Here is a 25,098-nt window from a genome sequence, read left to right as displayed (position 1 = left end):
TTTCGCTGTAGCAAAGGAAATGTTGCCTTCGCTAGAGGTAAATAATTGCTTACGTTTAGAAACGAGTCTTTATTTAGCCTCTATTCTATCATGCTTTTCTTCGTTTTTTATGTAAATTTGTTTAAGAATCTCTCAAGGAACTGCCTTTCTAACAAATTTCAGCTTTTTTTCCGTTCTGACTTGACCTTTTGAGCAGCTTTGTTACACTAAATAGCGAATCAGTGAAAGGTGGGATTTGGTGGAATATTCAATGAGATTACCTGAAAATTTTTCAACAATGACTGTAAAAGAACTATTAGAAAATGAGTGGCTAGTCCCTCGAAAAGTGCGCCATTTTTTACGCACGCGAAAAAATGTCAAAATCAACGGAGAAACAACTGCTTTTCATTTTCCAGTCCAAGCTGGCGATTGTGTCACCTTAACGTTTGAAGAAACCGATTATGTGCGTCCCACTATTCATCTGGGGGAAGCAACGCGTGTGAAGGTTTTATATGAAGACGAACATTTAATGATTGTAAATAAACCTTATGGCATTAAAACCCATCCAAATCAGCCACAGGAAACAAACACCTTGTTAAATCATGTTGCTGCCTATTTAGCTGAGAAAAATCAGGTCCCTTATGTCGTTCATCGATTAGATAAAGAAACCAGTGGTGCGATTGTCTTTGCTAAAAATCCTTTTGTCTTACCTATTTTAGGGCGTTTATTAGAAACAAAACAAATTTACCGTCAATATCAAGCGATTGCGGCTGGTCACTTTAACCAAAAAGAACAGACAATCAATCAGCCGATTGGTCGTGATCGGCATGATCGCCGGAAACGACGGATTGATCCTCAAAAAGGGGATTCAGCGATTACACATGTCCAAGTGGTCAAAGCTCTTTCTAATAATCAAACCGCAGTTACCTGTGTTTTAGAAACAGGTCGGACGCACCAAATCCGGGTCCATTTAGCTAGCGAAGGGCATCCAATTATTGGTGATCCGTTATACAACCCAAAATCGCAGGCAGCTCGTTTAATGCTCCATGCTTCACAACTTCATTTACTCCATCCGTTTACAAAAAAACAAATCGTTGTGACTGCAGCGCCTGGCCTATGGTAAAAAAACAGAAGAAATCGGACGGTAACCGCCGATTTCTTCTGCTTTTTTATTTTACCGCACATTCACTGCTGAGAACGGCATATCTGCGTTTGCTCAGTGTCTTGGTGTTAAACAGTTCCTGAGCTAACTCTCAGCCTTAATCATTTGTAGCCACTCTTTTTGTAAAATTCCGTAATTGTAGATATCTAGCCATTGGCCATCTTGAAATAACGCTTCTCTATCAATTCCTTCTTTTTTGAAGCCTACTTTTTCATAAACATGAATCGCTTTTTGATTGTTACTATTGACAGCTAATCTGATTTTGTGCAAGCCCAATTCATAAAAAGCAAATTTACAAATTAAAGACACCGCCTCAAAGCCATATCCTTGACCACGTTGCTCTTTTTGTAAAATAGCAATCCCTAAATTGGCCCCTCTATTTTTCAACTGTACATCAGACAACGAAACCCAACCAATAAATTCCTCTGTCGTATTTTCTAAAATAGCAAATAGAAATCGATCATCTTCTCCTTTATTAATCGTGAAATCTTTCCATTCTTCAAGCCCCCACGGATGTAAAGCATCCCAGCTCAAATGCCGAAGCAATTCATTATCCCATTGCTGTTTTGCAATATGTTCGATATATTCTTCTCTAAAATGAGAAAAGCCAATGTGTTTTCCTTTTAAAACATTTTCCATAAGAACACCTTTAATTTCCTAGATTATTTTCTATTTGCTGACTATCTATTTCCTCGTATTTTTGTAAAAAAGTGGCAATTTTTTCGATGACACACGCATTTTTATCGCTTTGGTCATTCTCTACCTGAAGAACAAGCAACGGTTCATGCAGACTTAAGCGTAGCAAAAACCACCCACTGCCATATTGACCAGACACGTTTCCCCGAACACCTTCTTGGTTTTCACGGTCCACAGCAAAGTCTGCTTGATTTTCTACAAACAATTCAAAGTCTCGCAAGACTTGTTGCCCATAACAAGTAACATCCTCCGCAGTAATTTTGAAGCGAAATTCGTTGGTTTCTGCCGGTTGCTTCAATGTAGCAATCAGATCTCCTAACGTTTGATTGTTTTGTTTCAATTCTGGTAACAACATTAAAATTTTCGCCACGACATATGCACCATCATCCAGATTGTAGTTTTCTTGAAACGCTGCATGACCACTGGTTTCAATGGCTAACGGTGTCTGAAAGCCCCCATGATTCAATTCAATCATTTTATTAATGACATTTCGGTAACCAGAAATATAACGAATCTGTTGGCCGCCTTTTTCTTCAATAAATGTTTTTAAATGACTTGAGGTTGGCGAATTTGTCACAATATAACTACCAGGCGCTTCTTTTAAAACGATTGCCGCTAAAACAGCAATTAAATTATTTCGGTTTAGTACCTCACCTGATTGGTCCACCACAGCCGAACGATCTACATCTGTATCAAAAATAATGCCCAAATCTGCCTGATTAGCTAAAACAGCTGTTTGAATACTTTTCATTGCTTCAGAATTATCTGGATTAGGTACATGATTAGGAAAATGCCCATCTGGTTCTAAAAACTGTGATCCCGTCGTATCAGCGCCCAAAACTTGAAGAACCTGCTCCGCAAAGAAGCCCCCAGCCCCATTACCCGCATCAACGATAATTCGAAAGCCCTGTAAAGGTTTCTCTTCGGGCGAATGAATTCCTTGGCGGATTTTTGCCACCAAATGCTCCGCATAAATTGGCAGTAACTCTTGCTTCATCAGTGTGCCATTTTCATTGGCCGTCAGCGGATCAGTATGAGATAAAATATACCGAATATCTTCTTTTTCTGCTCCACCTTCTGCTGTGAAGAACTTCAAGCCATTAAAATAGTAAGGCAAATGGCTAGCTGTAATCATAATCGCTGCATCACATTGAAGCGTTGGAAATTGAGTAGCCATAAACATAGCAGGCGTCGTAGCTAAACCAACGTCAATCACCTGAATACCTAATGAAAGAAACGTATCTACTAATGCTTGCTTAATCGGCTCCGCCGTTAGACGACTATCATGTCCGATTGCAATTGTCAGGCGCTGTTGTGCCTTTCGTGGCAGCTGTTTTTTGTCCTGTAACCAACGAACCACGCCCACCGCAATCTCGGCTACTGCTGTTACGGTTAATGTTGCAGTTTGTTCTTCCGTATCCAAAGCAATTCCCCGAATATCCGAACCATTTTGTAGCGCTTTCAATTCTACCAAGAAAAAAACTCCCTTCTATTGATGCTTTCAATTTTAAAAAATCATATTTTCGATGCGTTCGATAAAGTGTTCCGCATCCTCTTCTGAACGTGTAATCACAATAATCGTATCCGCACCAGCCACTGTACCCGCCACTTCCGGATAAGCTACTTCATCTAAAAAGTTACTCACCACATCGGCATTTCCCATCTCTGTATGCAAGATGACAATAAATTGTACTCGCTCCATTCGAACAACTGAATCTTTCACTGATTCTCGTAATTTCTCTTCACTGCTTGTGCCTTGTGCTTGAGAAAAAATTGCATATTTGACACGACCATCTGCACCATGTGTTTTAACAATACTCATTTCACGGATATCTCTTGAAACAGTCGCTTGAGTGGCTCGGACGCCAAGTTCTTCCAAACGAGTGATTAATTCATCTTGTGTTTCAATTTCTTGTTGCATAATTAATTGTTTAATCAAACGTTGACGTTCTGCTTTTTTCATATAGACCACTCCTCTCCATTCATTTCTTTTATTATATCCAAAAATGAGTAAAAATACAGGTACTTTTCACATTAAACTCTTTATTTATCTGAAAAAGACTGGATAAATGTTTATATACCAGTCTTTTTCAGTAAAAAATACTTATTTAAGAAGATTCTTTTCTTTTAAATAGTCTTTCGCCACTATGCTAGGATCTTGCCCCTCCACATTGACTTGATAATTCATTTCACTCATTTCTTCTTCGCTAATTTTTCCTGCCAATTTATTCAATATTTCTGCTAATTCTGGATATTTTTCCAACGTTGCTGTTTTAATAAGTGGTGCTCCTTGATAAGGCGGAAATAGTGCTTGATCATCTTCTAACGTTACTAAATCGTATTGTCTCAATTCACTATCCGTTGAATAGGCATCAATCACATTTACCTCACCATTATTAATCGCCTGGTAGCGTAATGCTGGTTCCATCGATTGGACATTCAGATTTAAATGATATTTTTCTTGTAATCCCTTATAACCATCTTGCCGATCAATAAATTCTAACGTAAAACCTGCTTTCAACTGATTGCTAATTTTCTGTAAATCACTAATCGTTTTTAATTGATGCGCTTTTGCAAATGAGCGCTTAACTGCGACGGCATACGTATTTTCATAGCGCATCGGTTTCAGCAAAGTAAGGTTTTCTTGTTTTTTCAAGCCAGCGCGTGCCGCTTCATAGACTACTTGAGGTTGATTGTCTAGCTGAGGAGGATTTTTTAAAAAGGTCTCGATCACTGTTCCTGTAAATTCTGGATAAAGATCGATTTCATCTGATTTCAAGGCATTATATAAAAAAGTAGTCTTGCCAAAGTTTGGCTTTAACGTCACCTGAATGTCGCTATTTTCTTCAATTAAGGCTTTATACATATTAATAATAATATCTGGTTCCGCTCCTAATTTGCCAGCAATTGTCAGCTGTTTTTCCTTTGAAGAAGTTTGTTGATTCCAGAAAAATGAACCACCTAACAAAAGGCCTAAAATAGTACCGCCAATGATTAGTCGCCGCCCATTCGCTTTTTCCAACCAATGAATTCCATAATTAAATAAGACTGCTAGTGCAGCTGATGAAAGAGCTCCAATAAAAATCAACGATAAATTATTTCGATCAATTCCTAATAAAATGAAGGTCCCTAAACCACCTGCTCCAATTAACGCCGCCAACGTGGCCGTACCAATAATTAAAACGGTAGCCGTTCGAATCCCAGAAATAATAAATGGTAACGCCATTTGTAACTCAAACTTAAACAGTTTTTCTTTTTTACTCATCCCAAATGCTTCTGCGGCTTCTTCTAACGAAGGATCAATTTCCGTCAAACCAGTATAGGTGTTTTGTAAAATTGGGAATAAGGCATAAATCACTAGCGCAACAATTGCCGGTGGTCGACCAATACCAATTAACGGAATCAGTAAGCCTAGCAAGGCTAAAGAAGGGATGGTTTGGAAAATCCCAGTCACTTGTAACAGACTTTCCGCTAACTTACGATGACTCGTTAAATAAATGGCTAAAGGAATTGCAATCAATGCAGCGAATAATAACGAAATAAAGGACAATTGCATATGCTCGATTAACGCTTGCAGATATTCTTCTTTTCGAGCGAAAAAAGTTTCAATCAGTGCTTGCATCTACTGTCCCTCGCTTTCCAGCAGTTGTTCCATAAAACGAGTAATCGTTTTTGAGGTGATACACCCTAAAACTTGTTGTTTTTCTACTAAATTTGCTTTCTCTTGTGCATTAATGAGTTGGACAATCTCTTTTAAATTGGTTTCCATGAAAACAGTCGGCACTGGCTCAATCGTCTCATCTGCGGCTTCTAAAAATGCAGTCAAGTCAGCGCCACAATAGTTCGCTAGTTCTGGCGAAGATTGTTTGAAAAATTGACCGACAAAATTATTTTTCGGATGTTTTTGAATGGCTTCTGGCGTATCGACTTGAATAATTTTGCCAGCGTCCATAATACAGATGCGCTCCCCTAACAATAAAGCTTCATTCATATCATGGGTTACAAAAACAATGGTACTCGCTAATTCCTGATGAAGTTCTTTCACCAAACGTTGAAGATGATGTCTTGAAATTGGATCTAGCGCGCTAAAAGGTTCATCCATTAAAATCACTTCTGGTTCAGCTGCAATGGCGCGTAAAATTCCGATACGTTGTTGTTCGCCTCCTGAAAGCGCTGCTGGCTTACGATGCAGATATTCCTCAGGATCCAGCTGAACTTTTTTCAATAGTTCAATGGTTCGCTCTCTGCGTTGCTCTTTGGGCCATTTTTTCATTTCAGGAATCAACTCAATATTTTCCGCCACGGTTAAGTTAGGAAATAAGGCAATTTGCTGAAGAACATAGCCAATTTTTAGTCGTAATTCACGTAAAGGGTAGTTGGTTACCGCTTGCTCATTGAGAGCCACTTCACCTGTCGTTGGCTCAATGAGCCGATTAATCATTTTCAAAGTCGTCGTTTTTCCACTACCACTCGGCCCTACTAATACAAAAAATTCGCCTTGTTGGATTGTTAAATTCACATCGGACAAAACGGCATTTTCTTGATATACTTTTGAAACATTTTGAAATTTTATCATTTATTTTCACCGCATCTTTCACTTCTTAATAAACAAAATCTTTGGAGGATCGTCACTCTTTCAGTATAATTTAAGACTAACATCCTGCCTAATTTTTTGTTTTAAGCGCAAGTATGTGGGGGCTCATTTAACGGCTGCCAGTTCGTATCTACAATTATCTACTCAATGAATGGAAAAATTGTCCTCTTCTGCCTTAAACAAAAGTGAACTGTTTTCTACTAAAAGGAGTGATCGTTATGGAAAACGACAAGCGAATTTATAAATGGGACAACGTGAAACTTTTTTTAATTTTCTTAGTGATTTTTGGGCATATTTTAGATCGTGAAGCTTCTCCTTCACGACTCATGGAAACGATCAACTTTTGGATCTATTCATTCCATATGCCAGCCTTTATTTTTGTCTCTGGACTCTTTAGTAAACATGCCATTAAACAACGAAAATATCTACGCTTACTTTCCTTTGTTTGGCTTTATCTCTTAGCGAAGTTGTTGATTACGCTTGCTAATTTCGCCTTTGCAAATAAAATGAATTTTGATTTACTGAACGAAACGGGCGTTCCTTGGTACTTACTTTCCTTAGCAAGTTTCTACTTAATTACCATCTTTCTTCAGCGCGTTCAGCCGAAAATCATGTTGCCAATTATCGTTGTTATCGGCTGCGCCTCAGGCTATTTACCTGTGGAAGGTTTCTTGTCTTTAGGACGGACTCTGGGCTTCTTCCCTTTCTTCTATTGTGGCTACTTAATGGATATTCAAAAGCTGCAAACCTTTTTAGATCATCGCAAAGTCAAATGGGCAGCGATAGGCGTAATTTTAAGCTCCTTTTTATTTGTAAATAGTCAATGGTCATTGGCAACGAAATTTTGGGGCTTCTTAACTGGTTGGGCTTCCTACGCTGAAATTAGTCCGGCCTTTGAATACAGTAGTTTCATTCAGCTGTTCTTTTACGTTGCTGCAGCATTGGTGTCTCTTTCTTGGTTTGCATTATTGCCGAAACGAAAGTTACCTTTAAGCGCCCTCGGGAAAGATACCCTCTACCCTTATCTCTTGCATATGCCCTTAATTATTCTGTTGGAAAGTGGTTTACAATTAGACACACTCTTTAAAGAATGGTTTACTTTCCGAATCCTGGCACTTTTCTTCTTAGCCCTCTTCATTTTAGCTATTACGAATATGCCTGTGGTGAAACGGGGAGCGGATTATCTTTTTAATCCACAATCAATAATGATTCCCAAGAAAATATACAAATAAAGAACATAGGAAATTAATCCGCTCTCTATGTTTCATGAATCTCATTAAGCATCTTTAACCACATTGAAAGGTTTATCTTTCAATGTGGTTAACTTGACTTTAATTGGGTCCTCAGTTTTACTTTTTTGTATCATCAAATAGTACAACAAAAGCATGAAATATTAATAAAACAGGGAGTGTCATTTTCAATAAATTGGGGATTAGTTCTTGATTTATAGATAATCGTATTCTCTATTCGTAAAGTAATAAATAACGTGACTCTAAAATTAAATAATTTCGTAATCGCATCACTTGCTCTAGCAAAGCTTCAATTTATTACTTATATTTTTTATATAACAATCACATTTATACATATCAACGATATTTTTACATCAATCATATCGTATCTGCGAAAACCAAACAACATGATTCTAAAACAAAAAAGCAAACCTACGAATAATACCGCAAGTTTTGGTACCATTCTAAACAACATGACTCTAAAACTCTTCAGTAGTGACAACAACAGTTGTGGTTGTTTTGGTACCATTCTAAACAACATGACTCTAAAACTGATATATATGGATTTGTACTTTGTTTAATGTTTTAGTACCATTCTAAACAACATGACTCTAAAACTACCTAGTTTATTCATATGTAGCTGAGACCGTTTTGGTACCATTCTAAACAACATGACTCTAAAACCGATTCAAAAAATGGTATCAAGCTACCTGTGTTTTGGTACCATTCTAAACAACATGACTCTAAAACTATCTCTTAGTTCCGCTGGTGGAATTTTAAGTTTTGGTACCATTCTAAACAACATGACTCTAAAACTTAAAATTCACCCCTTTCTAGCTCCAGTTTGTTTTGGTACCATTCTAAACAACATGACTCTAAAACTCGATAAGTTGGCACCCGGTTGCTGTTTGGGTTTTGGTACCATTCTAAACAACATGACTCTAAAACCTCGGAGAATTATTTTTTCTCCAAAGTTCCGTACTCGCATCACTTATCCATAGCTAGATTTCAGTTTAGAATGAACCACTAATCAATAACAATTTAAGCTTTTTCATAACTCAAATAAAAGTTTTCGTCCAAAATATATTGGAATCTGTTCTGGACCACCCTTTGTTCTAAAAACAGGACATCCACATTATTTAAAGAGATATATTCTACCACTTGTTGCACTTCATCCTCTGTTAAATACGTACACGCATTAATAAAAATCAATAATTTTTTCTTTGATAAATAACGATGTACTTGTGTAATTTCCATAACTTTTTCAAAAATCGTATCACTCGTTGTTTCGATTTTGATTCCAAGAGCTTTGAAAAGTTCCTGCACGGTGATGCCATCTTCTTCCAAATCCATTTCATGTTCCAACAATTCATAGCCAATTAATTGACTAATTGTTCCAGTTAACTTCTCAATCATTGATTTGACTTCTGGTTTATCATTTAATTGTGCTTCTAAATCCCCATAGATTAATTTCAGCGTGGCAGCCGAATTAACGTCATAGCCTAAAATATCCGTAACAACAAATAATTCTGTTGGTTTCAGCCCTTTTTGTTGCGCATCAAATAGTTTCAACTCATTTTCCCCATCATATTGATAAATTAACTTCACTAGATGGGCAAAGGTTTGAACGTTTTTAATCGTTAAAAAGGTGGCTTTTTCAATTTCAATGGGTTCTTCCAATAAAGAAAAATTAACTCTCATCTATTCTTCTCCTAAAAAGACAATCCGTTCATCTGAATTAGCAACTCGATCGTCTTGTTCTCCATGCAAATAAATCATTCGAGAAAATTGTTTTTCTGTTACATTTAATAGTGTAATTAGTCCTCTTTGCGGATTATTCTGCTTTAAGCGAGCCAACATTGCTTTATTAGCAGTATCATTCAACAAAATTTTGCTGTAAACCGAAAATTGATGCATAATAAATCCTTCATTAATCAAAAATTTCCGGAACTTCCGATACGCTTTCCGGTCACTGGCTGTGTCCGTTGGCATATCAAACATTAATAATAGACGCATATATCGATAACTCATATCCCAAACTCTGGAACTCCTTCCTCCTCTTGATTCAGAACTTTTACTACATGTTTTGTATAATCGGTAGCAATATTGGTTAAAAACATTTGTTTTTTCTTGTACATATACGTATTCATAAACAAAGCAAATAACTTACGTTTCATTATCGGAAAGGCTTCTTTTCTATTCTCATAAATGATTTGATCTACCAATGGACGAAAAGGCTCCATAAGATCACTTGCTAAGTTAAAGTCATTAAATTGGTTGGCATGTTTTAGTCCTAGTTGTGTAAAACAACCTGTCTGGACTAACTCTCGAGCAAAAATACTTAATAACAACGTATAACCATAGTTTAAACCAGCATTAATGTCATTTTCTTGTTCACGTGTAAAATCATTGCCGAAGAGAGTATTAAAGTAACTTCGAGCTGCATGACCTTCTCGATTGGCTGGATCAAACAGACGTAATTCAGCGCGCATAGCTAACAAAGCAGCAACCTTTTGGCTATAGTCTCGTTGCGCTAAGTGTAAACTCTGATTGGTGATTTTTTGTGCAATAATCGCTGTCCAAACTTGACCTTTTCGTTCTTCCGTCCAAGCCAACTGACGTGTCAATTGCAAGCTACTATCATGCCGTCCATAAAAGGGCAAAATTTTACCAATTGGCAAACGCTTATCATCGCAAAATAACACTAATATTTTTTCATCAATTAATCGTTTTAATAGCATCGTGGTTAACGAAATGTCCGTTGTTTCCAACAACAAAACATCAATTTCAGACAAATGAATTAATTCTTGGTGATCAATTGCTTTAAAAACAAGATGATTGTTTTTATAGGATAATTTTGAATGCTTATTAACCACTACCGTTCGCCAGCCCATCTAGTCGACAACCTTTCTGCGTGTTTCATACAGGCCCGTAGTCGATTGGTAAATGATAGTGGCATCAAAAATTTCTTTGATTGACGTGTAGCGTGCTCGCTCAATATCTTTTTGGAAAAATTTAAACGTACTTGGTGCGCCCATCGCATTAAACTGCATAAGTTGGATAAAGGATGCCGCAATCTCTTTCACATCTGCTGTTTGATTTGCTTCAAAAAGTTTCACAATTTGCTGGACTTTTGACTTGGCTAATGTATGCACTTCAGCAAAGTCAACCACTCTCTCTAAAATCTCTTGAAATTCTGGTTGATGTTGTTCTACATAAGCCAAACTTTCTGATTGATTTGGTAACAAACATTGTTTCGCATGGTACAGTAATGTAAGTAAATGTTCGGGTAAAACCATCTGGTTCCCTTTTTGCGCTTCTTTAGCGCTAGCTAATAAGCGCCGGCGCCCCTCTGGAAATTCATACAGTGTATACTTAGGCAATTTCATTAATACACGAGGCCGCAGGAAGCCTTTCTCCTCTAAAAAAAGAATAGGATTTTGTTCAAACCTTGTTTTTTCCATAATCGTAATGCCCAGTATCTCCTGTTTAATAAGAGGTTTTTTACCTTTTTCATGAGTGAATAGCACTGTATAAGCAACTACAGGACTATCAAAACCGCCATATTTTTGGGGATCCAAACCATTTTTGACAGGAATCAATTTATTCGATGGTCCTTTGGGTTTAATCGACTCTTTTGAAAAACCGCCTTTTTGCACTTCTACTTTTTTGACAATATTCATTTGATGGTAATTTAATTCTTTTTTGATAGTTTTTAAATAACTGTTACTCCAAAGAATTTCGCCATCCTTCGTGAACCGTGGTTCATCTTCCGTGAAAAAGCGCAGCAAATTTGTATAAATTATAGCCTTCGCCGTGGCTTTATTTTCTTTAAAGGCCTGGAATTTAGGATATTCTCCGTAAACAAATTCTGGTGCTAAATTAGGATAAACTTTTAATAACGTGGTTGCGACCACACAGTTTAAATAAGCATCTTGTCCATGGTGATAATCATTCACTTCACGGACTTTATACAAGCCAAAAATCGAACGAAATTGGCTCGTTAAACTAGCTTTCAAGGTGATGATTTGGACTTTTTTCTCTTTTGACTTGGCATTGTAGCGTTGATCTAAGATCCCTGCAACATTTTTGGTAATTTGACGAGTTTCTACTAATTGTCGTTGGATAAAATGCGCTTTGTCTTCGAGAGTCAAGCCACCTTGCTCCCCCTTGGTCAGACGTTGGAATTTCCGTTGACTAATTAAGCCAGCAGCATATAATTTCTCCCAATAAGCTTTCATCTTCTTAACAACTTCCTTACTTGGGACGTCATCAGATTTCCCTCGATTTTCAGTAGAGCCCACTAAAACTAGGTTATCCAATGAATCGTCTTTCATAAAACTTTGTGGGATAATATGATCAATATCATAGTGAGATAAACGATGAAGCGATAATTCATCTCCCGTGTACATATCTTTACCATTTTGCATATAGTAAAGGAAAAGACGGGTATCTCGTAACTGTTCATTAGTCGTTGGTTGTTCTTTTAATAAATTGCTGCCGATTTCGGCCATTGCTTTTTCAACTATTTTCAAGCGTTGGATGGATCTTCTTTTGCCAGTGCTAGTCGTTTGATTTTCACGTGCCATTTCGACAACAATCCGCTTAGGCGCATAACCCATAATCGCGACTAGTTCATCGACAATTTTTAAACTTTGATAAATTCCTTTTTTTATTGCTGGGCTACCAGCTAATTCATTGACAGTTTCACTTAATGTTTCTTCATGTTCACTGGACTGTGCTTTTTGAATAGCATTTTTAAAAGATAATTGTGAATCATTAATCAGTTGCATAAAATTGCGATTATAGTGTTTTGAGACCCCGTCATCTTTAATTAAATAGTCCAAAATTGTTTTACCCGATTCTTTATCGTAGATACCATTGATTAATTTCTTCGACAATCTTCCCCAGCCAGTGTAGTGCTTGCGTTCTAATTTTTTTAGTACTTCTTCTGAGAACTGCCCTTTGAATGTGGAAAGTTGCGTCCGAATTCGTTGCCGATCTTCAAAAATAGTTAAAATTTTTATGATATCTTCCAATTTTTCGGCATTATCTGGGTGGTCTAATTCTGCTCTTGTCAAACCACATTTCAGTAAATCCTGATACGTGCTAAAACTAGCATTAAATTGGTCTTCTTCAAGTCCACTAAGCGTGACAATCTCCGTATTATATTCGTTTCGATAGAATTGAATGATATCCTTTTTCTTAACTTTTCGACGCGTCTTAAACAGATAATCAAAGATTTTTTCTTTTTCCTTACCTGAAAAATTGGCTTTGATTCCTCGATCATCCGTATAAGAAATCTTGGTCAATTCATTAAATACCATAAACTTTTCATATAACAAACTATGTTTCGGTAAAACTTTTTCAGAAGGTAAATACGTATCAAAATTGGTCATTCGTTCAATAAAGGCTGTCGCTGATTGGTCCAAATCAACGGTTTCTTGAAGGTTCCAAGGACGAATTGGTTCCTCACTTTGACGTTTTAACCAAGCGAAGGTACTTGCATCTCCTTTTGATAATGGTCCGACATAATAAGGAATTCGAAATGTAACCAGTTGTTCAATTTTTTTTTGATTTTCTTTTAAAAATGGATAATAGGCCGCTTGACGATGAATGATTGCTTGTAACTCAGCCAAATGAATTTGATGAGGAATCACCCCATTATCAAAGGTCCGTTGCTTTCTTAAAAAGTTTTCTTGCGCAATTTTTTCTAAAAAATATTCTGCTCCAGCAATATCTTGAATGATTTTCTTAACATACTGGTAAAATTTAAGCTGTGAAACCTTACCCGCGTGTGCAATGTAGCCTGCATAGCCGTCTTTCTGTTCATTTTTAAAGAGATTATCATATTCGTCTGGACAATTTTCACGAATAAATCGTTTGAAATTTTTTAAATCTTCTTGATGTTCTGTAAAACGGACAATCATGCTAGAAGATAATTTCGCGTGACTTTTTTTATCCGAATCTGCTAAAATCGTTGATAATTCAACTGCATCGTACACATTTTTAGCAGCTAAAAACACGTCACTATATTCATCCCCAACCTTTGCTAAAATGCCTTCTAAATCTTCTTCATAGCTTTCACTAGCGTAGGTTATTTTGGCTTCTTCTTCCAAACCAAAAACTTTTTTAAAGTCAGCTTTATTCCCTACCATTAGCTTTAAGAACTGACCAAATAAGCCATTAGCTTTTTCTTGAGGAAATTGTTGTAAGACTTTTTCAGATTTTTTAGTCCGAGAAGCTTTTTCAGTCAACTCTTCCTCAATCAAGACAGATTCAGGTAAAGGCGCACTAACTAAGCGACTCTCTCCATTCACAAAGGTTTGGTTATAAATGATCATAAATTGTTGAAATTGTTCTTTAACAGAAATATTTTCTGTACTTAATTTTCCTTCAATTAAAAAATGTCCACGATATTTGACAATATGTGCCAACGCCAAATAAATTAGTCGTAAATCTGCTTGCTCAGATGAATCTGCTAATTTTTTGCGTAAATGGTAGATTGTCGGATACGTTTCATGGTAAGCTACTTCATCTTCCAACTTAGCAAAAATCGGATGTCTGTGCCACTTCTTATCTTCAGGCACCAAGAAACTCTCTTGTAAACGAGCAAAAAAGTTTTCATCCAAAGCTGTCATCGCTTCTTCAAAAAAAGCTTGTAAGTAGCGTAAACGATTCCGTCGACGACTAATTCTTCGTCGTGCTGTTCTTTTTAATCGGCGATCTTCGGCTGTATGCCCTTCTTCAAATAAACGCACACCCCAAAAATTTTTCTTGATTTTCTTTTTTTCAGTGTTTCCATAAATAGGCATTTTTTTCTTCACCAACTGATAGTCTTCTGTCATAACTGCCCAGCCGACAGAATTAGTTCCTATATCCAGACCAATAACGTAGTCTTTCTTCATTTTATTTCCACTCCTTTTTTTAAATTACTACTTGAATGATTTTTATTCTATGCTATAATTTAGTTAAGTTCTTTTGGGACTATTCTAAACAACATAGCAAGTTAAAATAAGGTTTTAACCGTAATCAACTGTAAAGTGGCGCTGTTTCGGCGCTTTTTTTATTTACAATCAGAAAGTGATCGCTTTCAAATTAATCAAACTGAATACCGCTACTTAAAGTTTACCATTCTTATTTTCTTAAAAAAAGGGTTATTTATAGTTTTTGTAAACTAATAGAATTATATATATAACAAAAATAACATTATCTAATTAAGAATCTCTTACCTTAATTTCTTTACTTTCCTTAAAATAACGAATCTATATTTATTGTATGGTAATATCTTTTACTATTTGTTGATGTTGTCAAACTTTACACGGCAAAAAAGGCAAAACACAGTGCGTGGTTAACTGTGTTTTGCCTTTTTAATTACGATTATTGAAACAATCCTTTAATTTTATCAAACAAACCATCGGTCGTTGTATCAGCTAACAGCGCTGTAATTTTATGATAGTGTTCGCCTAATTCATCTTTATGTTCTTCAATGAATTGTTGCGCATGTTCCACGTTGCCTTCTCCAATTAAATCTTTTGCTTTTTGAACTAATTCTTCTACGTTCATCTTCACACGTCCTTTGATTAAATAGTTAACAATAAGTGTTTCACTCATTGCGTTTTCTCCTATTTATCGTATCGTGGGATCCTTTGATTTGCAAGAAATTTTCAGTAAATTGACGGTTCTGATTTTGGGTTTTTAAAAGGCAAAAATTGCAAAAAAAGCTGTTTTCGAAAATCGAAAACAGCTTTTTTACTTTACTTCGCTAAACGATAAATCGCATCTGCATAAATAGCAGCTGCTCGGAATAAGTCATCTAATTCCATAAATTCGTTGGCTTGGTGCATTGTGTCTGTGTAGCCAGGGAACATTGCGCCATAGGCAACACCACGTTTTAATAAGCGGCCATAAGTACCGCCACCAATGATTTGTTCTTGGCCTTTTTCGCCTGTATGGTCTTCGTAAACTTGTAGTAACGTTGCCACCAATGGATCATCAACTGGTACATAATGCGGTTCTTGGTTGCGATCTCCTTGTGTTGCAGTGACCGTTTCACCGACTGTTGTTTGAACTTTTGCTTGTAATTCTTCTGCTGAAGTTCCTTTTGGATAGCGGAAGTTTAATGTTACTAAGCTATTTTCAGGGTTTTCTGGATCAAAGTTAACAATCCCAGCGTTCATTGTCAATTTACCCATTTTTTCGTCTTCAAAAGCCACGCCTAATTTTTCACCATAAAAATCTTCATGGATAAATTCAGCAATGGTATTAATAAAGCTATATGCGCCTTCTGCAAAGCTGTAATCATTTAAGAAAGTTGCCAAGAAAGTCGCTGCGTTAATTCCAGATTGTGGGCTAGCCCCGTGAGCACCTTTACCAACTACATGGAAAGTCACTGTTTTATCTGAAAGTTCTGCGTTACCTGAAATTTTTGCTTCTTGTTTGATGAATGTTTCAAAGCTAGCAGCTAGTGAAGCCGCTTCGTCTGCTGAAGCAGCCGTTACAACAGCATCTGCTGTTCCCGGAACCATGTTTTCACGTAAGCCAGATTTGAAGCTTTCTAATTTATAATCAGCGCCGTTACCGCCTCGGAAAGTTAAACGAATAGTCACATTTCCTTTTTCCCCATTGATAATTGGGAACTCAGCATCTGGTGAGAAACCAAAGTCTGGCGCTTCTTCATGTTGGAAATAGTAATCCATATCGCCCCAGCCGCTTTCTTCGTCACTTCCTACTACGAAACGAATTTTTTTAGACACGGGTAAGCCTAATTCTTTGATAATTTTCATTGCGTAATAAGCAGCCATACTTGGGCCTTTATCATCGCTCGCGCCACGTGCATAAATTTTGCCATCTTTAATGACTGGTTCATAAGGATCTGTTTCCCAACCATCACCAGCAGGAACAACGTCCATATGACCAAAAATCCCTAACGTTTCGTCGCCTTCGCCATATTCAATGTGTCCAGCGTAATTGTCGACATTTTTCACCGTAAAGCCATCACGTTCACCATACGCTAACATGTGTTTTAAGCCAGCAACTGGCCCAGGTCCAAAGGGCGCTTCAGGTGTTGCTTGTGCATCATCACGTTCACTGTTGATCCGTAATAAGTTTTGTAAATCTTCTAATAAGTCGTCTTTACGTGCTTCGACTTCTTTTGTCCAATCAATTGTCATTTGTTGTCACTCCTATTCATAAAGTTCTACATAGTCAATCATACCATTTTATGCAGAAAAAGAAAGAAACCCGACACTATTTTTCGAGAAATTTTTTATCTTTTCCGCAGAAAGGGCTGGGTTTTTGTTTATTTTAATTGAGGTATGATTGTTTAGGTTGTAGTTGTTGCAATTCGGCTTCTGTTAAGGGCCGATATTCCCCTAGTTCTAACGTTTCATCTAACCATAGTTCGCCCATTCGTAATCGTTTTAAATACGTCACAGGTTTGCCTACAGTGGCTAACATCCGTTTGACTTGATGGAATTTTCCCTCTTGAATCACTAAACGGACTACGGAAGTCCCTTCTTCCTCATTGATCGTCTCAATGACTAAGCGACTTGGTTTAACCATTTCTCCATCTTTCAAGGCAAATCCTTGCGCAAACAGTTGACAATCTTCCGCTGTCACAAGTCCCTCAACTTCAGCTAAATATTCTTTATCCACATGCTTTTTGGGTGATAATAATTGATGCGCTAACTGGCCATCATTTGTTAACAGAAGCAAGCCTTCAGTATCTTTATCCAAGCGACCAACTGGGAACAAGTCGGCACGGTAATCCTGATCAGTTAACAAGTCAATTACCGTTTCATCTCGCTGATCTTCCGTCGCAGAAATGACACCTTGTGGTTTATGCAACATGTAATAAAAGAATTTCTGATACGTAAGAATTTCTCCCATCAAGGCAATTTGATCTGTTTCTTCATTTACTTGTGTTTTGGCTTCTTTTACGACGTCACCATTCACCGTAACGACTTTTTTCTTTAACAATTGTTTGATTTCTTTACGACTACCGATACCAACATCGGCTAAAAATTTATCTAAACGCATCGTCATTCCTCTTTCCTTTAAAAAAATAGCTTGGGACATAAATCGAATCGATCGATGTCTCAAGCCTTGTCTCTTAAGAGAATCTGCTGAAAGGAGTTCAATCAGCTATTATTTAATATTGAATTTTGCACGTAATTTTGCGGCATTTTTCCCTAATAAACGATCAGCTAAGCGAATCTTCAAGACCGAATAGCCATAAAAAGCGCCTCCTGCAGCAGCCACAATTACAACGATAATGAAGGCTTGGAAACGTCTAGTTGGATCTAAAAATAGATACAAGAACTGACGGAAAATCAAAGCGATAATCATCATGATGACTGTAATACAGAACATTAACAATGTTCGCCGTAAGGTTAATTTGTAATTAAAACGTGTCACTTGACGAATTCTTCTTAGAATCAATACGCAAGAAACCGTAAAGCCAATCATCGTTGCTAATAACGGACCGTAAACTTCAAATAAACGGATTGCGGGGAATTGCACGATTAATTTCACTGCTAAACCAATTCCTAAATAACGCATTGCGTCACGATTTTCATACATCCCCATTAACATATTTGACACTAACATATACAAGCCCAAGAATAAACTAGCATAACAAGCTTGCACTAATAAAGAAGTGCCTAAAGCATCTGGCATGTAAAAAACAGTGTATAGTGGTTGCGCTAAAACAATCATACCAAACGTTGCTGGCAACATTACAAACACAAAAAGTTGTAAATTATTACTAATCAAACGCGCTAACTCACGGTGATTTTTTAAGGTGACCGCTTCTGTAATCAACGGTAATCCAGTAGCCGAAATCGAAGTTGCTAAAGCCACGACAATCATGGTTAATTTGTCCGGATTGGCATTAAAAATACCGAAAAGCTCTCGTAATTGGGTATCTGAATAATCCGTAAACAAACGCATAAAGTTTGAGAAAGTAAACTGATCGACAAGTTTAAAGACCGTTACCCCTGAGCCAACTACGATAAAAGGAATCGCCTCTTTAAAAGTTTCAATCAATAACTCTTTTGGAGCAATTTCATGTTCATTGGCGCTGTGTTCTTCTAAATAATCAAATAATGGTTTTTGTTTGTACATGTAATAACCTAAAACCGCAAAACTTGCGAGCATCCCAATAAATGCCGCAAAAGTGGCTTGGGTCACCGCTGTAACGTAATTACCTTCAAAGACTTTCATGATAATAAAGGCGGTTAATAACATGTAAAAAACTCGTGCTACTTGTTCAACAATTTGTGATAAAGCAAAGGGCATCATTTCTTGATTTCCTTGGAAATAACCGCGAATGACACTCATGCTTGGGAAAACTAAAACGGCTAAACTTAATGAACGCATTGTTGGAACTAATTCAGGACCTCCGCCAGACAAAGCTGCTAATGCCGGAGATGCCAAATACATCACAATAGCAAAAACCACACCTAAGCCACCCATTAGTTGTAAGGCACGATAAAAAAGCTGTCGACTAATTTTATATTCATTCAATGAATTATAATGCGAGGTCTGCTTGGCAATCGCACCTGGAATTCCGGCGGTAGAGATCATTAGGAATAAGGCATAAATCGTATACCCCATTGAAAACAAACTGTTCGCTTCGTTTCCGTGCTCGCCCATCCAAGCGTACCAGGGGATGATGTAAATCGCCCCTAACATGCGGGAGATAATATTACTAGCTGTCATCCAAGCTGAGCCTTTGACCATTTTTTCTTGGTTCGTCAGGATTGGTTGATCAACTGAATTTGGTTGATTGATCATTTTGTCCTCCAATATTCTTTGAGTATGCTTTCTTTATTTTAATTGTTCATCTTGGGATATGCAACGACTTTCTCGAAGAATTATCCTATTTTAACATTTCTCATGGATTTTCTCACGCTAACGAGATGGTTTTTTTAAAAGAAAAATAATGCTATAATGACATCAGTTTTGAAATTTCGTTGAAACGTTTGGAGGCAAAAAAAGTGACGATTTCATTATTCGCAATTCGCGATTGCTTAGAAAAAGAAGATTTATTAAAAGAATTTATTTCACCAGAAGGCTGGCACTTGACCCTTTCCGACACGTTAGGTCAACGAGAAGTAACGGCTCTTTCTTACGATTCGAGAGACGTAACAGCAGAAACACTCTTTTTTTGTAAAGGATTAAACTTTAAAGAAATCTATTTAGAAAATGCTGTAAAAGACGGCCTAGAAATTTATGTTTCTGAGGTGCCTTATGAGGTTCCGGCGCAACTAGGAATTATCGTGACTGACATTAAAAAAGCAATGGCTGTGTTAAGCATGGCTTTTTATGATTATCCACAAAATAAATTAAAACTGATTGGCTTTACTGGAACCAAAGGTAAAACAACAGCGGCTTATTTCACCAAATATATTTTAGATGTTGCTACACAACAAAAAACAGCCTTGCTTTCTACCATGAATTCGACATTAGATGGCAAAACATTCTTTAAATCTGCATTGACTACACCCGAATCTTTGGACTTGTATCGAATGATGGCAACCGCTGTTGCTAACGGGATGACTCATTTTATTATGGAAGTTTCTTCCCAAGCCTACAAAACTAATCGTGTCTACAAGCTGTTTTTTGATGTCGGCATTTTTTTAAACATTACCCCCGACCATATCAGTCCAATTGAACATCCAACCTTTGACGATTACTTTTATTGCAAACGTCAATTGATTACACATTCTAAAGTCATTGTGTTGAATCACGAAGCTGATTATTTTCCATTACTTAAAGAAACTGCACAACAGCAAAAAGTCCCAGCCATTGTCTATGGCAGTCAGCCGGCTCCAGAAGTAGACTATTCATTCGCTGTTTCTTCAGAGGATTCCTTACGTTTTATCGTTGAAAGTCCTGCAGATGCGTTAGGATTAGCCGGCTCTTATCACCTTCGTTTAGGTGGTGATTTTAACAAAGGTAATGCGTTAAGTGCGGCGATTGCTAGTGTCCTTGTGGGAGCTTCAAAAGAAGAGTGTCAACAAGGGATCGCAGCAACCACCGTCCCTGGCCGGATGGAATCTTTAACGAATACCAACGGTGCAACCGTCTATGTTGATTACGCTCATAACTATGACAGTTTGAAGAATCTTTTAACCTTTGTCCGTGAAGAACATCCTGACGGCCGCTTAATTGTTCTTGTCGGTAGCACAGGAGACAAAGCGATTTCTCGCCGTAAAGACTTTGGTACGGTTCTTTCTGAATTGGCTGATGTTGCAGTCCTAACAACCGATGACCCAGCCAGTGAAGATCCAGCAAAAATTTGCCAAGAAATTCAAGCCCATATTACCAAAGAAATGCCTGTTTACACCGTTTTAGATCGTGGCGAAGCAATTGCTCACGCATTATCTTTAAGCACAACGGCTGATGATGCGATTGTCTTAGCTGGTAAAGGTGCCGACCTTTATCAAAAAGTAAACGGCGTAGATGAACCTTACGCAGGAGACTTTGCCCTTGCGGAAGCTTTCATTAATAAAAAGAACTAAATCATTTAAACACACATGAAAAAAACAAGCTGCAACCACTTATCAACAGAGGTTGCAGCTTGTTTTTAAAGAACTTCTTTTATTTTCGTTACTTCTTCTTCTGATAAGCCATGACCGCCATCAACGAGCAAAAAGTCGACTGGGAAATGTTTCTTTAATTGATTAGCTAAAGAAAGAACTTGTCCCGGAATACTCAACTCATCCTGAGCCCCTGTTGTGACAATCACTTTTGTCGCAAACTCACCAGATACATATTGATAGCCTAAATTGCTTGGATGCAGTAAAATAACAGTGTTAGCAATAGTCGGGTTCTTTTCTAACAGGCCTAAAATAAAATTGGCACCGTTAGAGTACCCTATAAAAATAACTTCATCGTATAACTTTTGCGGTTGCCAAACTTCTTCTAGAAACGCAGTCACTCGCTCATCAAAATTAGCACGAGGTAAGGCTCCATTGACTAATGGCGCAAAAAAGCGTCGCTGTTCGCCTACACCTTCTGTCCCTAAGTAACTTAGAACACTCGCTTCTGGATAAAGGGTTGCGATGGTCGTTAATAATTGATATTCATTGCCACCAGTACCATGGAAAGCGACAACTAGTTGATTAGGTTTCGACCCTTTTTGAAAAAATTGTTTCATTTAATAAACCTCCAAGAAAGGAATTTTACTATGTATGCACAAATTCATCACATCTCTATTTTAAATCGATTGATAAAGCCTACATTTGACTTCTATCATAATACACTGGGATTAAAATTACTAATGAAAACGATCAACCAAGATGACCACACCATGTATCACTTATTTTTCTCAGATAATGAGCAACGAACAGGTACCGAATTAACTTTTTTTGAATTGAATGATGGCCAAGATCAATCATTTGGGACAAATACAATTGAACGAACTATTTTAAAAGTACCAACGCGCGCCTCTTTGGATTTTTGGGCAGAACGTCTTGAGCAAGCGGGTATCTGCCACTATGATGTGGAAACATTTAACCAACACCCAATTTTGCGTTTTGAAGCGCCCGATAATACACAAATGGCGCTTGTTCCGTTACGTGAATTTGAAAATGCGGAAGATTATTTTCCAGCTGAGCATGCTGAAATTCCAGTAGAACATGCAATTTTAGGCATTGATGCAATTCAATTACGCGTCCAATATGCCGCAGCTACCAAACAACCTTTAGTGGATTATTTACATTGGCATGAAAAAGAAACAGTACCTTTTTTTGAAACTGCACATGAAGTAACTGTTCTGGAAAATCATCATCCACAGTTTTATCAAGAGGTACACATCATTGATGACCGAACCAATCCGCTTGCCATTGAAGGAATTGGTGGCGTTCATCACGTCGCCTTTGGGGTGGAAGATACGCAAGAATTAACGCAAGTTGATAGCCTGTTGGATGAAAAGAATTTTACAAACTCAGGAATTAAAGACCGTGAATTTTTCAAATCATTGTATTTTAGAGAACCGAACCACTTATTATTTGAAGTAGCCACACAAAAAGGCCTGCTAGATGCCGAAGCCTATGAAAATCAAAGTTCAAACTTTGATGAAATCCCCCTTTATTTGCCTCACTTTTTGGCAGATCAAAGAGAACGAATCGAAGCGATTTTAGCACAACAACGCCATGAGTAAACAAAAATAGCGGTTAGAACCGCTATTTTTGTTTTTTAATATCCTATTATTGCCCTTTTTTGAAAAAAAGGAGTACACTAATAGTAGATGAACTGCGCAAGGAGGTGAGTACATGTTATCTAAGGAAGAAGTTCTACACTTATTGAACGAAGCAAAAAAAGAAGTCGATCGTTTAGAAACAAACCGCCAAGAAGATTTAGGTAATTCAATCAACTATATTGAAAATGAATTACAGCTCCAACGTGTCTTATCTCAAGTGGAAGCTTATGAAAAAGTGCTTGGTTAATTGATTACGCATTAGATGAGAGAGGAGCAACCAGATTCATTCACCGAATCTGGTTGCTCCTCTCTCATTTTTTACTAGACTAATTCGTAAGCAAGTTCTCGTGCAATAATTTTTGCGGTTGTTTCAGCGATTTCCCCAGTAAAGCCAATGCATTGTTCCATATGCTCAGGTGAACCCATCATCATTTTACTTGTCAAAATACTGCAGCAAACCACTCGATGCTTTTGTCGAAAACTTTGATGCAATTCGTTGGCTAAAGCCATCGTTTTATTTACTTGTTCTCCTTTGGCTTCTGTCCGACCAAAAAAGTAGCCCAGACACATAACCCCGCCTGAAAGAGCACCACAAATACACTTCGCTCCTCCAACACCTACAGGAAACCCAGAAGCCATGGCCACAGCTTCAATGGGAATCTCCGCATCGAAGTGTTGCCGAATGGTCGCCACAATCGCTTCCGAGCAATAAAAATCACCGTTACGATAATAGGCTTCCGCTTCTTCCCTGATTGCTTGTAAACAAATTCTCTTTTTCAAAATGCCCTCCATTCTGTATTCGCTTTCATTTTATGAATAAAAGGACGCCAAGCATCCCTTTATTTTATAGATTTTCTGCAGAGGTAAATACTTCTGACACATCATCATCGTCTTCTAACTTGTCAACCAAGCGCTCTAATTGCGCTTTTTGTTCATCGTTCAAGGTTAGTAAGGTTTGCGGAACCATTGTTAATTCAGCTTGTGCTAATGAATAACCTGCTTGTTCTAAAGCATCGCGAACCGCTGTAAAATCTTCTGGTGCTGTGTAAATTTCAAATACTTCTGGTGATGTTTCTAAATCCTCGCCGCCTGCTTCCAAAACGACTTCTAGCATGTCGTCTTCCTCAATTGCATGATCTTCTCGCTTAATGACAATATAGCCTTTACGATCAAACATATAATTAACCGAACCCGTTTCACCTAAAGAGCCACCATTTCGAGTAAACGCGACGCGAACATTGGTGGCCGTTCGGTTGCGGTTATCTGTTAGTGCATGAACTAAAACTGCCACGCCACCTGGCCCGTATCCTTCATAAGTTACCTCGTCATAATGTTCCCCTTCACCAGCACTACTGGCTTTTTTTATGGCGCGCGCAATATTATCATTGGGCATATTGGCTGACTTAGCTTTATCGACTGCTAAACGTAAAGCAGGATTCATTGCGGGGTCAGGGCCACCTGCTTTTGCCGCCATATAGATTTCCCTTGAAACTTTTTGGAAAATTTTCCCACGTTTGGCATCTTGCGCATTTTTACGCCCTTGAATGTTGCTCCATTTGCTGTGTCCTGACATCCTTGATTCCTCCTGACTTTTCGTTACTATTCTCCTTTATTCTACTCTTCTTTTCAGTTAGGAACAAGCGCTACCAAAAAAAGACCCTCGCTTATCCACCTTTCTGACGAATAAACGAAGCTCTTCTAAATTAGCGTCTTCTTTTTTTATTTTTCTTCAAACCATGAACCACCAAACAAATAACGATGGCTGTCAAAGCACCCATGGCATCCAACATAACATCTTGAAAAAGAGGGGTCCTTCCGCCTGTGATCATTTGATGAAATTCATCTAAACCTGCATAGCCAGTAGCAGCTAGCCAGGAAACAACAGCTGTTAAAAACAGACCTTTGATTCTTGGTACTAATCCAATAAACCAACTACCACCTAATAGAAAATACGTACCAAAATGGGCTCCCTTACGAATAAAAAATTCAACAAATTTACTATAACCACTAGCTTGAATGCTCACTTCACTGCCAGCATATTGAAAAGAAATATTTTTTAATTGTTCTTCAAAAGGATGACTGCTCAGAAGTTTATCTAAAAGACCAACTTGTGATTGCTGTTCATACGTCTGTGATGAACTGAAAAATAAAATGGCCATAATAACAAACGCAATGACTAAATATAAATTACTATCTTTCAAATAATTTTTCATATAATCCTCTTTTC

The 25,098-nt window shown here is 37.5% G+C and carries 22 protein-coding genes and 1 CRISPR repeat array; of the genes, 5 read left to right on the top strand and 17 right to left on the bottom strand.

From position 1 onward, the window contains the following. Window positions 1-238: 238 nt before the first annotated feature. Window positions 239-1,102, top strand: a complete 864-nt coding sequence (locus IGL93_RS02210; RefSeq protein WP_033624159.1) for an RluA family pseudouridine synthase — start codon at window positions 239-241, stop codon at window positions 1,100-1,102. A gap of 123 nt (window positions 1,103-1,225) precedes the next feature. On the opposite strand, the gene IGL93_RS02205 is transcribed toward IGL93_RS02210, so the two are convergent. The 5 genes from IGL93_RS02205 to IGL93_RS02185 all read right to left on the bottom strand — a co-directional run bounded on the left by IGL93_RS02205 (window position 1,226) and on the right by IGL93_RS02185 (window position 6,413). Continuing rightward, a complete protein-coding gene (locus tag IGL93_RS02205) occupies window positions 1,226-1,780 on the bottom strand; it encodes a GNAT family N-acetyltransferase (RefSeq protein WP_002367997.1) in 555 nt (184 codons plus the stop codon). Window positions 1,781-1,790: 10 nt separating this feature from the next. Next, a complete protein-coding gene (locus IGL93_RS02200; RefSeq protein ID WP_002419970.1) occupies window positions 1,791-3,311 on the bottom strand; it encodes a phosphoglucomutase in 1,521 nt (506 codons plus the stop codon). 33 nt (window positions 3,312-3,344) lie between these two features. Next, complete coding sequence (gene argR / locus IGL93_RS02195; protein WP_002355509.1) at window positions 3,345-3,800, bottom strand: arginine repressor; 456 nt, start codon at window positions 3,798-3,800, stop codon at window positions 3,345-3,347. A 141-nt stretch (window positions 3,801-3,941) separates the two neighbouring features. Beyond that, complete coding sequence (locus IGL93_RS02190; RefSeq protein ID WP_002355507.1) at window positions 3,942-5,459, bottom strand: ABC transporter permease/substrate-binding protein; 1,518 nt, start codon at window positions 5,457-5,459, stop codon at window positions 3,942-3,944. Further along, entirely contained in the window at window positions 5,460-6,413 is a 954-nt protein-coding gene (locus IGL93_RS02185; protein ID WP_002363150.1) for an ABC transporter ATP-binding protein, read from the bottom strand. Between the two features lie 236 nt (window positions 6,414-6,649). On the opposite strand from IGL93_RS02185, the gene IGL93_RS02180 reads away from it, so the two are divergent. After that, window positions 6,650-7,663, top strand: coding sequence for an acyltransferase family protein (locus IGL93_RS02180; RefSeq protein ID WP_010713903.1), 1,014 nt, complete (start codon window positions 6,650-6,652; stop codon window positions 7,661-7,663). A 447-nt stretch (window positions 7,664-8,110) separates the two neighbouring features. Next, window positions 8,111-8,608: a CRISPR direct-repeat array (repeat unit 36 nt; unit sequence GTTTTGGTACCATTCTAAACAACATGACTCTAAAAC). A gap of 93 nt (window positions 8,609-8,701) precedes the next feature. Here the strand turns inward: IGL93_RS02180 and csn2 are convergent. The 8 genes from csn2 to IGL93_RS02140 all read right to left on the bottom strand — a co-directional run bounded on the left by csn2 (window position 8,702) and on the right by IGL93_RS02140 (window position 19,459). Then, window positions 8,702-9,361 carry a type II-A CRISPR-associated protein Csn2 gene (gene csn2 / locus IGL93_RS02175; RefSeq protein WP_010713905.1) on the bottom strand — a complete coding sequence of 220 codons (660 nt, stop codon included), beginning with the start codon at window positions 9,359-9,361 and terminating at the stop codon, window positions 8,702-8,704. Beyond that, complete coding sequence (gene cas2, locus IGL93_RS02170; protein ID WP_010775582.1) at window positions 9,362-9,691, bottom strand: CRISPR-associated endonuclease Cas2; 330 nt, start codon at window positions 9,689-9,691, stop codon at window positions 9,362-9,364. Then, window positions 9,688-10,554 (bottom strand): type II CRISPR-associated endonuclease Cas1, encoded by an 867-nt coding sequence (cas1, locus tag IGL93_RS02165; protein WP_010775581.1) that lies wholly within the window; start codon window positions 10,552-10,554, stop codon window positions 9,688-9,690. Before cas1 ends, cas2 begins: the two co-directional genes overlap by 4 nt. Continuing rightward, window positions 10,555-14,568 (bottom strand): type II CRISPR RNA-guided endonuclease Cas9, encoded by a 4,014-nt coding sequence (gene cas9, locus IGL93_RS02160; RefSeq protein ID WP_033789179.1) that lies wholly within the window; start codon window positions 14,566-14,568, stop codon window positions 10,555-10,557. 472 nt (window positions 14,569-15,040) lie between these two features. Further along, window positions 15,041-15,274, bottom strand: coding sequence for a hypothetical protein (locus IGL93_RS02155; protein WP_002373309.1), 234 nt, complete (start codon window positions 15,272-15,274; stop codon window positions 15,041-15,043). A 143-nt stretch (window positions 15,275-15,417) separates the two neighbouring features. Further along, window positions 15,418-16,833 (bottom strand): dipeptidase PepV, encoded by a 1,416-nt coding sequence (gene pepV / locus IGL93_RS02150; RefSeq protein ID WP_002371462.1) that lies wholly within the window; start codon window positions 16,831-16,833, stop codon window positions 15,418-15,420. A 133-nt stretch (window positions 16,834-16,966) separates the two neighbouring features. Further along, window positions 16,967-17,701, bottom strand: coding sequence for a pseudouridine synthase (locus IGL93_RS02145; RefSeq protein ID WP_002355501.1), 735 nt, complete (start codon window positions 17,699-17,701; stop codon window positions 16,967-16,969). 108 nt (window positions 17,702-17,809) lie between these two features. After that, the gene (locus IGL93_RS02140; protein ID WP_002364837.1) at window positions 17,810-19,459 is read right to left on the bottom strand and encodes a putative polysaccharide biosynthesis protein; all 1,650 of its coding nucleotides are present in this window, start codon (window positions 19,457-19,459) and stop codon (window positions 17,810-17,812) included. A 203-nt stretch (window positions 19,460-19,662) separates the two neighbouring features. Between IGL93_RS02140 and IGL93_RS02135 the strand changes: the two genes are divergently transcribed. Then, on the top strand, window positions 19,663-21,189 hold the full coding sequence (locus IGL93_RS02135) for a UDP-N-acetylmuramoyl-L-alanyl-D-glutamate--L-lysine ligase (RefSeq protein ID WP_010775579.1): 1,527 nt from the start codon (window positions 19,663-19,665) through the stop codon (window positions 21,187-21,189). A 65-nt stretch (window positions 21,190-21,254) separates the two neighbouring features. Here the strand turns inward: IGL93_RS02135 and IGL93_RS02130 are convergent, their stop codons facing one another. Further along, window positions 21,255-21,827 (bottom strand): alpha/beta hydrolase, encoded by a 573-nt coding sequence (locus tag IGL93_RS02130; protein ID WP_002358653.1) that lies wholly within the window; start codon window positions 21,825-21,827, stop codon window positions 21,255-21,257. Between the two features lie 30 nt (window positions 21,828-21,857). Between IGL93_RS02130 and IGL93_RS02125 the strand changes: the two genes are divergently transcribed. Beyond that, on the top strand, window positions 21,858-22,832 hold the full coding sequence (locus IGL93_RS02125) for a ring-cleaving dioxygenase (RefSeq protein WP_010775578.1): 975 nt from the start codon (window positions 21,858-21,860) through the stop codon (window positions 22,830-22,832). Window positions 22,833-22,944: 112 nt separating this feature from the next. Further along, a complete protein-coding gene (locus IGL93_RS02120) occupies window positions 22,945-23,118 on the top strand; it encodes a hypothetical protein (protein ID WP_002355495.1) in 174 nt (57 codons plus the stop codon). Between the two features lie 74 nt (window positions 23,119-23,192). Here the strand turns inward: IGL93_RS02120 and IGL93_RS02115 are convergent, their stop codons facing one another. The 3 genes from IGL93_RS02115 to IGL93_RS02105 form a co-directional block, all read right to left on the bottom strand. Further along, window positions 23,193-23,663, bottom strand: a complete 471-nt coding sequence (locus tag IGL93_RS02115; RefSeq protein ID WP_002382959.1) for a C-GCAxxG-C-C family protein — start codon at window positions 23,661-23,663, stop codon at window positions 23,193-23,195. Window positions 23,664-23,715: 52 nt separating this feature from the next. Then, the gene (locus IGL93_RS02110) at window positions 23,716-24,444 is read right to left on the bottom strand and encodes a YebC/PmpR family DNA-binding transcriptional regulator (protein ID WP_002361233.1); all 729 of its coding nucleotides are present in this window, start codon (window positions 24,442-24,444) and stop codon (window positions 23,716-23,718) included. Between the two features lie 130 nt (window positions 24,445-24,574). After that, entirely contained in the window at window positions 24,575-25,084 is a 510-nt protein-coding gene (locus IGL93_RS02105) for a VanZ family protein (protein WP_002366143.1), read from the bottom strand. Window positions 25,085-25,098: the final 14 nt, after the last annotated feature.

The sequence above is a fragment of the Enterococcus sp. DIV1328a genome (assembly GCF_050536905.1).
GTDB lineage: Bacteria > Bacillota > Bacilli > Lactobacillales > Enterococcaceae > Enterococcus > Enterococcus faecalis.
This window is presented reverse-complemented; position numbering and strand designations above follow the sequence as displayed.